This window comes from Aquirufa nivalisilvae, assembly GCF_004307455.1.
In the GTDB taxonomy this organism is placed as follows: Bacteria; Bacteroidota; Bacteroidia; order Cytophagales; family Spirosomataceae; genus Aquirufa; species Aquirufa nivalisilvae.
Map to the genome: position 1 here is coordinate 305,572 of NZ_SEWX01000008.1, position 13,404 is coordinate 318,975.

Annotated in this window: 8 protein-coding genes; 6 read left to right on the plus strand and 2 right to left on the minus strand. The window is 39.0% G+C overall.

The window, feature by feature from the left end:
• Positions 1 to 5: 5 nt before the first annotated feature.
• The gene (locus EWU22_RS12330; RefSeq protein ID WP_231962898.1) at positions 6 to 929 is read right to left on the minus strand and encodes a sugar phosphate isomerase/epimerase family protein; all 924 of its coding nucleotides are present in this window, start codon (positions 927 to 929) and stop codon (positions 6 to 8) included.
• A gap of 195 nt (positions 930 to 1,124) precedes the next feature.
• Between EWU22_RS12330 and EWU22_RS12335 the strand changes: the two genes are divergently transcribed.
• Genes EWU22_RS12335 through EWU22_RS12345 form a run of 3 tightly spaced genes read left to right on the plus strand, consistent with a single transcriptional unit; the run spans position 1,125 to position 4,773 of the window.
• Positions 1,125 to 2,219 (plus strand): glycoside hydrolase family 130 protein, encoded by a 1,095-nt coding sequence (locus tag EWU22_RS12335; RefSeq protein WP_130925792.1) that lies wholly within the window; start codon positions 1,125 to 1,127, stop codon positions 2,217 to 2,219.
• A 2-nt stretch (positions 2,220 to 2,221) separates the two neighbouring features.
• Positions 2,222 to 2,620, plus strand: coding sequence for an SMU1112c/YaeR family gloxylase I-like metalloprotein (gene gloA2, locus EWU22_RS12340; protein ID WP_109323880.1), 399 nt, complete (start codon positions 2,222 to 2,224; stop codon positions 2,618 to 2,620).
• Entirely contained in the window at positions 2,617 to 4,773 is a 2,157-nt protein-coding gene (locus EWU22_RS12345; RefSeq protein WP_130925793.1) for a DUF4954 family protein, read from the plus strand. Before gloA2 ends, EWU22_RS12345 begins: the two co-directional genes overlap by 4 nt.
• Positions 4,774 to 4,953: 180 nt before the next feature.
• Here EWU22_RS12345 and EWU22_RS12350 read toward each other — a convergent pair whose 3' ends face one another.
• Positions 4,954 to 6,555, minus strand: a complete 1,602-nt coding sequence (locus EWU22_RS12350) for a M28 family metallopeptidase (protein ID WP_109325407.1) — start codon at positions 6,553 to 6,555, stop codon at positions 4,954 to 4,956.
• A gap of 104 nt (positions 6,556 to 6,659) precedes the next feature.
• Between EWU22_RS12350 and gcvP the strand changes: the two genes are divergently transcribed.
• The 3 genes from gcvP to EWU22_RS12365 all read left to right on the plus strand — a co-directional run bounded on the left by gcvP (position 6,660) and on the right by EWU22_RS12365 (position 13,303).
• Positions 6,660 to 9,542: an aminomethyl-transferring glycine dehydrogenase gene (gene gcvP, locus EWU22_RS12355; protein ID WP_109323895.1), complete on the plus strand. Its 2,883-nt coding sequence runs from the start codon at positions 6,660 to 6,662 to the stop codon at positions 9,540 to 9,542.
• Positions 9,543 to 9,700: 158 nt separating this feature from the next.
• Entirely contained in the window at positions 9,701 to 12,106 is a 2,406-nt protein-coding gene (locus EWU22_RS12360) for a 3-hydroxyacyl-CoA dehydrogenase/enoyl-CoA hydratase family protein (RefSeq protein ID WP_130925794.1), read from the plus strand.
• Positions 12,107 to 12,127: 21 nt separating this feature from the next.
• Positions 12,128 to 13,303, plus strand: a complete 1,176-nt coding sequence (locus EWU22_RS12365) for an acetyl-CoA C-acyltransferase (RefSeq protein WP_130925795.1) — start codon at positions 12,128 to 12,130, stop codon at positions 13,301 to 13,303.
• The last annotated feature ends 101 nt before the right edge of the window (positions 13,304 to 13,404 follow it).

Below are 13,404 nucleotides of genomic sequence, written 5' to 3' on the forward strand. Positions count from 1 at the left end.
GATAACTATCCTAAGGCTTTTCTCAGTAATTCAACACTTTTTCTAACTCCAGAATAGGCATTTTCTTTACCTTCAAATTCAATGGAAATATAGCCTTGGTAATTCACCTTCTTTAAAATATTGACAATACGCTTGTAATCTAATTCCAAGGAATACCATTCGCCTCCTCCGTAATAGGTTTTAGCCTGAACAAAGCTAGCTTTAGGAGCTATTTTCTCAAGTTTATCATAAGGATCTTCCAAGAAGTTTCCTGTATCCATCAATAATCCCAACCAAGGAGAATTTACGGTATCATGAATTCGAAGCATTCCTTCGGGAGTAGAACCTAATCCCCAGTGGTTTTCAAGAGCCAACAACACCCCGCATTCCTCTGCCTTAGCCAAACATCTTTGAATCCCTTCCACACACCATTTGTAGCCATCATCTTCTGTATAACCTGGCAAAATAGGCTCAACTCCTCTGTTTTTCATTAAATCATCAAATGATTTAATCGTATTCCACCGACCAGTATTTAAACGTAAACAAGGAATCCCCATTTTGTAAGCCAACTCAATGCAATGAATCGTATGATCTACGTGTTTTTTCAACTCTTCTTTATCTGGAGTCACAAAACCTTGATGGATGGATAAACAGGTCAATGCAATTCCATTCAAAAATGCATGTTTCTTGATTTTCTGTAAATAAGCATTGTCTTCACTTTCCATTTGTCGGTGCAACACATCGATTCCTTCCAAACCCAAAGCTGCCGCATCATCTATCACCTTTTCAATCGGAAATTTATCGCCCTTAAAATGCCAGTAAGAATAACTGGAAACACTTAACTTAATTTTTGGCTGTAATTTAGGTGCCAAAATTTTATCTTGAATTGAGGGCATGCCCGTGGCTAAGCCTGTCAATAAGGAGGATTGTAAAAAATCTCGTCTTTCCATTTTTATGTTTATAGGTATGATAACCCAATTTAAAATTTTCCTTTGATCAAATGCATGAATTCATTAGAAATTTACGGTCAATGCTGACCTGTAGGCTTCTTTGACAAGAAGCATTCGGTAATAATTTGCCGAAAATTACCTTTTAATATACGTTTCAACAGGCATTTTAGTAAATTTAAACTCTCACCATACTACATGAATCTACTTTATAAAATCCCTACTTATCTTTTTGGACTGTCCATCTATCTTTGTTCCCTTATTTCTTTGGGACAAAATAAAAGCACAAATACTTGGCAAATAACTAATTTCACCAAGCAAGATGCAGTGAATCCCATCCTAAAACCTGACTTAAAACAGCAGTTCTTTTGCCCCGTTCAAGGCAAAACAGTTGGCTGGGAAAATAAAAATGTACTCAATCCTACAGCTTTAATAAAAGATGGAAAAGTGCATTTACTTTACAGAGCCCAAGATTCTTTAGGTACTTCCCGCATCGGCTTAGCCATTAGTGATGATGGTATTCATTTCAAAAAAATGCCTCAACCCATTCTTTTCCCAGAACAAGATGCATTTAAAAAATACGAATGGCCGGGAGGAATTGAAGATCCGCGTATTGTTCAAACAGAAGAGGGAAGCTATCTAATTACCTATACTTCTTATGACGGAAAAACAGCCCGTTTATGCTTTGCCACTTCGACTGATTTAATCCATTGGAAAAAAATGGGCCCCATGTTGAAAGATCCTAAATACATTGACCTTTGGTCGAAATCTGGCGCCATCGTTGTCAAACAAGTAGGCTCAAAAATGATTGCCACGAAAATAAATGGCTCCTACTGGATGTACTTTGGTGATACCGATTTATTCATGGCTCAATCCAAAGACCTGATTCATTGGTCTGTTTTAGAGGATGCCGAAAACAAACAAAGAATTTCAGTGCTTCAACCTAGAAAAGGCTATTTCGATAGTCGACTAGTAGAACCTGGCCCTTACGCATTAGTTAGAAAGTCGGGCATTTTATTGATTTACAACAGCAGTAATGCGGCTAATTTCAATGATTCCAATTTCCCAAAATTCACTTATAGTGCTGCTCAAGCATTATTTAATCTAGATAAACCTTATCAGCTAATCCATCGATCTAACCAACCTTTCATTTGGCCTAATAAGGAGTATGAAAAAATTGGTGAAGTGAATGAGGTCTGTTTTGTGGAGGGTTTAGTTCCGTTTAAATCTCGCTGGTTTTTATATTATGGTACCGCCGATTCAAAAATTGCTGTTGCCACTAGTCCCCAATAAAGATGCTCAACAAAATCCCGCTTTTAGGCATTCATCATGTGGCCATTATCTGCTCCAATTATGCCCTATCCAAACAGTTTTATACCGAAATGTTAGGATTTGACATTATCCGAGAAGTATATCGTCAAGAAAGAGATTCTTATAAGCTAGACCTTAGCTTTCAAGGTGTCTATTACATCGAATTGTTTTCATTTCCAGAAACTCCTGCCCGAGTGTCTAGACCGGAAGCATGCGGACTAAGACATTTAGCCTTTGAGGTATCTAATTTGGATGAAACAATAGCTATTTTACAACAAAAAGGCCTTACTTGTGAAGCAATCCGAATCGATGAATTTACAGAAAAGCGCTTTACTTTCACAAGTGATCCTGATCATTTACCCATAGAATTTTACGAGAGATGAATCGAATAGAAAAGAAACCCATAGCCCATTTAGGCTTCGAATTTGTCAGCAAAAACTACTTGAAAGAGGGTGAAAGCGAATTCGATCTCCGCAATAAAAATATTAAACTCTCTGACTACAGACTTCTGTCTGCACGAGAAATTGAAATCTTAGAAGCCAATTTCAATGAAGCAGAGAATTGGAAAGATATTCAAGTTAAACCTGGCTTTAACCCGCACCTTATTAAAAATTGTCGGTTTTTTGGTATCATCCGAATCGGTATTTTAGAACATGTCTATTTGGAATTCAAAAACCTTAGAATGCCTGTTGGCATTTACAATAGCACCATTATTAGTAGTGATATTGGCGATAATGTGAGCATAGACCGAGTGAATTTACTGTCCAATTATCAAATTGGAAATGAAGTCATGATACTGCAAGTCAATGAATTAGCCACTACTCCAACCGCCAAATTTGGAAATGGTATCGTGAAGGAAGGAGAAGAAGAACGTATTCGAATTTGGCTAGAATTAGGTAATGAAAATGGAGGAAGAAAAGTCATTCCATTTGTGGGAATGCGTCCTGCTGATGCCTATTTATGGACCCAAGACCGAGATGACGACTTGCTTCAAGCCCAATACAAGGCACTTACACAAGCGGAATTTTCTACCAAAAGAGGATATTATGGTCAAATTGGCGACCGAACTGTGATTAAAAACACAGGGATTATCAAGGATGTCAACATGGGTTCAGACACCTACATCAAAGGGGCCAATAAATTAAAAAACTTAACGATTATTTCATACCCAGAAGCCAATACGCAAATCGGGGAAGGTTGTGAAATAGTGAATGGTATTATTCATGAAGGTTGTCGGATTTTTTACGGAGTAAAAGCTGTCCGTTTTATTTTAGCAGCCCATTCGCAGCTGAAATATGGAGCTCGCCTAATTAACTCCTTTCTTGGAAGTAATTCGACCATTTCTTGCTGTGAAGTATTGAATGCGCTTATTTTTCCAGCCCATGAACAACACCACAACAATTCCTTTCTTTGTGCCGCCATCATCAAAGGACAAAGCAACATGGCTGCAGGTGCTACGCTGGGCTCCAACCATAACAGTCGGGGTGCAGATGGCGAATTACAAGCAGGAAGAGGTTTTTGGCCAGGCCTTTCCATTAGCTTAAAACACAATTCTAAATTTGCCAGCTTCAATTTAATTTCCAAAGGGAATTATCCAGCGGAAATTCAAAATCCTCTTCCCTTTTCATTGATTGGAAATGATGAAGCTTCTGGAGGCTTATTAATCATTGCGGCATATTGGTTTCAGTATAATTTGTATGCTTTGGCAAGAAATGCATGGAAGTTTGCGAATCGTGATCAGAGGATCAACAAGAATATGCTTTTGGAATATGATTTTCTGGCGCCTGATACCATAGAGGAAATACTGAATGCCTTAACCTTATTAGAAACTTGGGTGGGCGATTCACTTCCAGAAAAGACGCAAGAAGCAGGTAAAAAATGGCTAGAAAATCCAGCCAATGAAAACGTCAGCTTAGATGTTTGGGCCACAGGTATTGAAAACTCTAAACGCAAGAGCAAAATCGCTAAAAGTTATCGTGCTTACCATATTTTCAAGGATTTAATCTATTACCATGCCTTCCAAGAATGGCTTGGGGCTCATGAAAGAAATCCCAACCTAAGCACATTGGATTTATTGAAAAATGCTTCGAAGCAAAGGATTTCACATTGGGAAAATCTAGGAGGGCAATTAGTCCCTTCAGAAGCTGTGGAAGGACTAAAGACCAATATCCGTACTGGTCAAATTACTTCATGGAATCAAGTTCATCAGTTTTATCAAGAACAAGCTGAGCTATATCCTGATCTTAAATTTCAAAATGCCCTAGCTGCTTTAAAAATCATTCAAACATCCGATTTAGGAGATCCAACTTTCATGCAGCAATGGAAAAATAAGGCCATTGAAATTTCGGCGTTCATTGCCAAAGGGATTGAACGTTCGCGTGCCAAAGATTTCCAAGATCCGTTCCGACAAGCCATGTTTCACAACCAAAAGGAAATGGAAAACGTGATTGGTGATTGGAAAGAAAATGATTTTATCCTACAAGCTCAAAAGACCCATGAAGCGTTTGTCCAGAAAATTATAAATTTTGGATTATAGATGATGAATTATTCTTAATTCTACATTTTTCATTCTACATTCCAAATGAAAAGATTAATGAAAGAAAAAATGGTCAATACTTGAATCCGACCAACCTTTTTCATGCATTGACATATTGATAACACATCAAAAAAATAGCCTCAAATGATATTTGAGGCTATTTTCATATTTATAAAGCTTTTATGGTTTGTTAGAATCCACTGGTAAGCGTTGTTCTCTGTTAGAAATTTCCCAAGCCATGTAGAAAACTAATCGACCTACTTTTTGAATTTGGTCAAATTCAATTTTCTCTACATCATCACCTGGTTGGTGATAATCTTCATGAACGCCATTGAAGAAGAATGCCACAGGAATTTTATGCTTAGCAAAGTTGTAATGATCAGAACGGTAATAGAAACGGTTCGGATCATTGGGATCATTGTATTTATAGTCCAATTCTAAACCAATGTGTTTCTTATTTTGCTCTTCTAATACAGCGCGCAACTGAGAAGACAATTTATCAGAACCAATTTCATAGATATAATCTGGCTTACCAATATGCTCATCATCGTAGCGACCCACCATGTCGATGTTCAAATCACAAACGGTATTCTCCAATGGGAACAAAGGATGATTCGAGTAATACTCAGAGCCTAACAATCCTTTTTCTTCGCCCGTTACTGTCATAAACAAGATACTTCTACGTGGACGATGTCCTTCAGCAGCAGCCTTTCCAAAAGCCTGCGCTAATTCCATCACTGTTACGGTACCTGATCCATCGTCATTAGCCCCATTGTTGATTCGTCCATCTGCCGAAACACCGATGTGATCATAGTGAGCAGTAATGACAACCACTTCTGATTTTTTATCGGTTCCTTCCAAAAATCCAACGACATTGTAGGTGTCTACTGGGCTTTCTGTATTTTCAATTTTCAGTTCAATGATACCCGCTTTGAATTTACTGGCTACTGATTTTTTCTCCGTTGAAACTTTAGTTTTGAATGCTTCAATAGCTGCTACATCTGTTCCTAATAATTGAGCAGCCATCGCAGATGAAATTAATATTACTGGAAATTCAGCATCTTTATTCTGAGTTTCATCTTTCAATACCATACGCTCATTGCCAAAACGCTTCATCATAACCTGACGCTGATTTAATTGAGCACTAAACGATTTCTCATCTTTATCCGTAATGACAATTAAACCAGTAGCTCCGGCAGCTTTGGCTAATTTCATTTTTTCTCTCCAGCCTGTTGCCTTACCAAATGCCGAAGGATCTTTCGAACCAGAAAGCACATAGTTTCCAGCCTGATCTTTGGCTTCACCGTCTATCACCACAACCATGGCACCTTTGGCTTTCAGCTTATCAAAATCAGTAAAAGCACCCTGCTGCACACCATAACCAGCAAAAACGGTCGGAGCTTTTGTTCCAGCTGCCACAGGCGCCAGAGCATAAGCCATAAAATCCGACAAATAGCCATAGGATTTACCCTTAATTTGAGCGGCTACGTTGGTCCATGAACGATTGACTAAATCAACCTTTTGAAAATAACTGCCTTGAACTGGAGCTAGCCCCACAGCTTTAAAATGGTTAGCAATGTAGTTCGCTGCAACTTTTTGTTCAGCTGAACCTGTATTTCTACCTTTCAAGCTATCGGAAGCAATAAAAGTCAAATGTTTTTTCAAATCTTCCGCCTTAATCGTATAGGCATAAGGGACTGGATTTGATTGAGCGACAAGGCTCAATGGGATAAGTTTTGCAACTAAAAAAAGTGCTAAAACCGAATAGTAAGTCTTTTTCATTTTGTTGAGGAAAAATTTAAGTTCGCAAGATAAGAATTGAAAAATAAATCCCATAAAAAGATTAATTTTACAACGTTTTTTCACACAAATTTCGCCTTCATCCTATGATCCCCAATTTCAAATACAGGGAAGATTTTTCATTGCGTCACAACAATTCAAATCCAACTGATATCGCGGCTATGTTAAAAACCATAGGCGTAGATAGTCTGACTACTTTAATTCAACAAACTGTTCCTCAACCTATACGCTTACCGCAAGGTCTACGATTACCGAATCCCAAAACAGAGTTTGAATTTTTACGTGATTTCAAACAAATTATGGGGCAAAATAAAATATTCAAAAGCCATATTGGTTTAGGATATTACGATACCATCGTGCCTTCTGTTATTCTACGAAATATCTTAGAAAATCCATCTTGGTATACTGCTTATACGCCTTACCAAGCGGAAATTGCCCAAGGGCGTTTGGAAATGTTATTAAATTACCAAACCATGATCATCGATTTGACTGGTATGGAATTGGCCAATGCATCGCTTTTAGATGAAGGAACCGCTGCAGCAGAGGCAATGACAATGTTGCACGGACAAAGACCTGCTGAGAGAAATCAAGCGGAATCTATTTTTGTATCTGAACTATGTTTACCGCAAACCATCGATGTGCTTAAAACGAGAGCTGAACCTCTTGGAATCAATGTGGTGGTTGGGAATCATTTGAACATTGATGTTACAGATGCTCAATATTATGCTATCGTTTTACAATACCCTGCCAGCAATGGTGAGGTTTTTGACTATACAGCCCTAATTGAATCAGCCAAAGAAAATGGCCTTCAAGTGGTGGTCGCTGCAGATTTATTAGCTCTAACCATCTTAACTCCTCCAGGTGAAATGGGAGCCGATGTGGTGGTTGGAAGTTCACAGCGTTTCGGTGTACCTATGGGATTTGGTGGACCTCATGCCGCTTTCTTTGCTACCAAAGAAAAGTACAAAAGAAATATACCAGGCCGAATCATTGGAGTATCCATTGATGCCGAAGGAAATAGAGCTTTACGTATGGCGCTTCAAACACGCGAACAACATATCCGTAGAGAAAAAGCGACTTCCAATATTTGTACGGCTCAAGTATTATTATCCATCATGGCAGCGGCTTATGCCATTTACCACGGGCCTGAAGAATTAAAAAACAAAGCCACCAAAATTTATGGACTGACGGAATTATTAGCCGCAGGACTTCAAAAATTGGGCTTTAGCTTAGAAAATACACATCATTTTGATACCATTACTGTTATCACTGGGGAATATACCGAAGAAATTAGAGAATTGGCGGAAGATTCCGAGCGCAATTTCCGCTATTTCAGAAATGATAGCAGTAAATTAAGTATCTCTTTAGATGAAACGACACAAGAAGAAGATGTAGTTGAAATACTTGGTTTCTTCCAACGCGTTAAAATGGAAGGAATCGGAGGAGAAGAAATGAGTATTACTTGGAGAATTCCAGCTAAATTAACTCGTCAATCTGCCTTTTTAAGCCATGAGGTTTTTAACCGTTATCATTCCGAGCATGGCATGTTACGCTATTTAAAATCTTTGGAATCCAAAGATTTATCCATGGTGCATTCCATGATTTCATTAGGTTCTTGTACCATGAAATTAAATGCTACGACAGAGATGATTCCAGTAACGTGGCCTGAACTTGGAAAAATTCACCCATTTGCACCAGCAAGTCAGACACGTGGTTATCAACGATTAATCATGGAATTAAATGATTGGTTATGTGAAATCACAGGATTTGCAGCCATGTCGATGCAGCCTAATTCTGGTGCACAAGGAGAATATGCAGGTTTAATGGTTATTCGTGCTTACCACGCTTCTCGTGGAGATTCGCACCGTAATGTAGCCTTAATTCCTTCTTCTGCTCATGGAACTAATCCTGCTTCAGCGGTGATGGCTGGCATGAAAGTGATTGTTACGGGATGTGATGCCAACGGTAATATTGATGTAGAACAATTACGTGCCAAAGCCATTGAACACAAAGATGATTTGGCTTGCTTGATGGTAACTTACCCTAGTACCCACGGAGTTTTTGAAGAGTCCATCAAAGAAATTTGCAAAATCATCCATGAGAATGGGGGTCAAGTTTATATGGATGGTGCCAATATGAATGCACAAGTAGGATTAACTTCTCCTGCGACAATCGGAGCGGATGTTTGTCACTTGAATTTACATAAGACATTCTGTATTCCTCACGGTGGTGGTGGCCCAGGCATGGGACCCATTGGTGTAGCGAAGCAATTAGTGCCGTTTTTACCTGGGCACGTGATGACAGACTCCGTAGAGGCAAGCAGTCATGGAGCGGTATCAGCGGGTCCAGTAGGTTCAGCCAGTATCTTAGCCATTTCTTATGCCTACATTGCTATGATGGGAGGAGAAGGATTAACTCGTGCTACAGAAACCGCAATCCTAAATGCCAATTATATTAAAGCAAGATTGGAGACTAAGTTTCCAATTCTTTACACAGGTTCACAGGGTCGTTGCGCACACGAAATGATTGTGGATTGCCGACCGTTCAAAGCTAGTGTAGGAATAGAAGCTGAAGACATAGCTAAGCGATTAATGGATTATGGATTCCATGCTCCTACCCTTTCATTTCCTGTTGCTGGAACCTTGATGATCGAGCCAACTGAATCTGAGAACAAAGAAGAGTTAGATCGTTTTTGTGATGCCTTATTGAGTATTCGTGCAGAAATCCAAGAGATTGAAGATGGACAAGCTGACAAGCTAAATAATGTATTGAAAAACGCTCCACATACGCAAAGTGTCGTATTGATTGGAGAATGGAATCGCCCATACAGTAGAGAAAAGGCTGTTTTCCCATTAGCCTATGTGAAGGCAAATAAATTTTGGCCAAGCGTATCTCGCATTGATTCGGCCTATGGTGATCGCAACTTAGTCTGTGCTTGCGAGCCTATTACCAGTTATATGGAGCAATAATATTTTTATTTTTCGTTAACCTCGACAGCGTTTAAAACGCTGTCGAGGTTTAGCGGAAGGATGGATTATTTTATCAAAAAAAATTAGTATGCTTGCATAACATTTCAAAATTTAATTAACTTTACGCGCTTACGTTTTTAATTAAAAACATCATTCTAATGAATCGTTCGATCAAAAAAGTTGCCATTTTAGGTTCAGGCATCATGGGTTCACGAATTGCATGTCACTTTGCCAATATTGGCGTTGATGTATTGCTACTGGACATTGCCCCTAAAGAACTAACAGCTGAAGAAACAGCCAAAGGCCTGAGTTTGACACATCCACTGGTGAAAAACCGAATTGTCAATCTAGCATTTCAACAAACGCTAAAATCAAAGCCTGCTTCATTATACGTTAGTGATTTTGCCAAACGCATCAAACTAGGAAATTTTGATGATAACTTACAAGATATTGCTTCGGCAGATTGGATCATGGAAGTTATTGTGGAGAATTTGGACATCAAAAAATCCTTATTCGAAAAAGTAGATGCTATTCGTACCAAGGGAACTTTAATTAGCTCTAATACTTCAGGAATTCCAATTCATTTAATGGCTGAAGGTAGAAGTGATGATTTCCAAAAACATTTTTGTGGAACGCACTTTTTTAATCCTCCTCGTTATTTGCGTTTATTGGAAATCATTCCTACTCCACAAACCTCTCCTGATGTCATTCAATTTTTGTTGAGATTTGGTCAAACTAACCTAGGAAAAACTACCGTTTTATGTAAAGACACTCCCGCATTTATTGCCAACCGCATTGGTGTATATTCCATGATGCAAACCATGAAAGTGGTAGAGGAATTAGGTCTTACGGTAGAGCAAGTGGACAAACTAACCTCTAAAGTAGTAGGTCGTCCAAAATCAGGTACTTTCCGTTTATCAGATGTCGTTGGATTAGACACTACAGTTCATGTGGCAAATAATTTGTACAAAGCTGTCGCTAATGATGAGAGTAAAGACATCTTTATCTTACCTAAGATGCTCCAGAAACTGATGGAGAATAAGTGGTTGGGGGATAAGACGGGACAAGGCTTTTACAAAAAGACTAAAAATGCACAAGGTAAAACGGAGATTCTAAGTCTTGATTTACAAACATTTGAATATAGAGCTGCTCAAAAAGTTTCCTTCGAAACTTTAGACCGTTCCAAAGCGATCGATTCATTACCAAAGCGATTTGAAATTCTTTTAGCTGGAAAAGATTTGGCAGGAGAATTTTATCGCAGAACCATTTTAGATGGGTTCCGTTATGCCTCTCATCGTATTCCTGAAATTGCGGATGATTTGGTGAAAATTGATCAAGCTATCTGTGCAGGATTTGGTTGGGAAATGGGCATTTTCGAAACTTGGGATGCCTTAGGTGTACAAAAGGGGCTTGACTTGATGCATGAAAATGGCATGGAAGCAGCAGCTTGGGTAGTAGAAATGGTACAAAAAGGGTTCACTAGTTTCTATAAAAATGAAGGCGGGAAACGACTGTACTATGATTTAACTTCAAAAAATTACCGTGCGATTGAGGGAATTGAAAATCAAATTTTCCTTTCCAGCTTAAAACCGGATAAAATAGTTTACCAAAACGACGATGCTACCATCGTTGATTTAGGGGATGATATCATTTGCTTAGAATTTCACTCCAAAATGAATACCATGGGTCAAGGCGTTTTGGAAGGAATTCAAAAAGCCATTGACTTAGCTGAGAAAAATTATCGAGGATTGGTCATCGGAAATGAAGGTGTAGAAGCTTTCTCTGCTGGAGCTAATTTGGGCATGCTATTCATGTTTGCGGCAAATCAAGAGTTTGATGAAGTCAATAATATGATTGCGGTATTCCAAAATACTATGATGCGTGTTCGTTATTCATCCATTCCAGTAGTTGTGGCACCTCATACCCTTGCCCTAGGCGGTGGTTGCGAAATCAGTTTACACGCAGATAGATTAGTGGCACATGCAGAAACCTACATGGGCTTAGTGGAAGTTGGTGTTGGTTTGATTCCAGCTGGAGGAGGAACCAAAGAGATGGCCATGCGTATGGGTGATGCTCGTCAATCAGGCGATGTGGAGTTAAATCGACTTCAACAAGCCTTTATGAATATTGCAACGGCAAAAGTAAGTACATCAGCCTACGAGGCCAAAGAGATGAATTACATTCGTCCTTTTGACCGAATCGTGTTGAACCGTAGCCAACTGATTGCCGAAGCTAAAAGAGAAGCTTTAGCTTTAGCTGATGCTGGATATGTACAAAAACAACTGCGTTCAGATGTTTGGGTAGAGGGGAAACAAGGTTTAGCTCTGTTTAAAGCTGGAATATTCAGCATGAAAATGGGTAATTATATCTCAGAACACGATTCTTTAATTGCCAATAAACTAGCTTATGCTATTTGTGGTGGTGATTTGGACAGCCCTCAAATGGTAACGGAACAGTACTTATTGGATCTAGAAAGAGAAGCATTCTTATCTCTTTCTGGAGAGAAGAAAACATTGGAACGTATCAGTAGTCTTTTAAACGGTGGCAAACCACCAAGAAATTAATCTATTCAAAATCAATTGATTATGAACGCATATATCATTGCTGGTTACAGAACAGCTGTAGCCAAAGCCAATAGAGGAGGTTTTCGTACTGTTCGCCCTGATACGTTAGCAGCCGAAGTTATCAAACATTTGGTGGCTCAAGTTCCCACACTAGACCCTAGTCGTGTAGACGACCTCATTGTAGGAAATGCTATTCCTGAAGCGGAGCAAGGAATGCAAATGGCCAGATACATTTCTCTTTTATCATTGCCTAAAAATGTTCCAGGTTTTATTATCAATCGCTATTGTGGCTCAGGCTTAGAGGCTATTGCTTTAGCTTCGGCTAAAGTGAGCTCAGGTATGGCCGACTGTGTGATTGCTGGTGGAACGGAATCCATGACGATGTTACCTATGCTGGGACATAAGACAGTCTTGAATTATGACTTAGCTTCAGAGCATCCCGACTATTACATTGGTATGGGATTAACGGCTGAGGCTGTAAGTAAAAAATATGAAGTTACACGTGAGGAACAAGATAACTTCGCTTATCAATCTCATGTTAAAGCACTTGCTGCTATCAAAGAAGGGAAATTTGCCTCTGAAATAGTACCTGTTTCTGTAACTGAGAATTATTTTGATGCTAAAGAAGGAAAGAAAAAAACACGTACCTCCATTATTAGTCAAGATGAAGGTCCAAGAGCTGATACTACATTGGAAGCATTGGCTAAACTAAAACCTGTATTTGCTTTGGGAGGTACAGTAACTGCAGGAAATGCCTCTCAAACATCAGATGGTGCGGCTTTTGTGATGGTTGTTTCTGAAAAATTCTTGAAAGAATTGAATGTGCAGCCGATTGCAAGGATGGTAAGTTATGCCACAGCTGGGGTAGAACCTAGTTTAATGGGTATTGGTCCAGTAGAGGCTATTCCAATTGCTTTGAAAAAAGCAGGATTAGTTTTGGATAATATTGATCAAATCGAACTAAACGAGGCCTTTGCAGCACAATCTTTAGCTGTAATTAAAACATTGGGAATAGATCCTAGCCGAGTGAATGTCAATGGTGGAGCCATTGCCTTGGGTCATCCACTGGGATGTTCTGGAGCTAAATTATCCATTCAATTATTCAATGAAATGCGTCGTAGGAATCAAAAATACGGGATGGTCACAGCCTGTGTTGGTGGTGGACAGGGAGTTGCAGGAATTTATGAACTGCTATAAATCCAAATAATTGATTAAGATTATCAAGGTTCAGGTTCCATTTTAGCGAATAAAATGGAACCTTTGTTTTTAAAACAATATGATTTGATATTCTGGTTTGC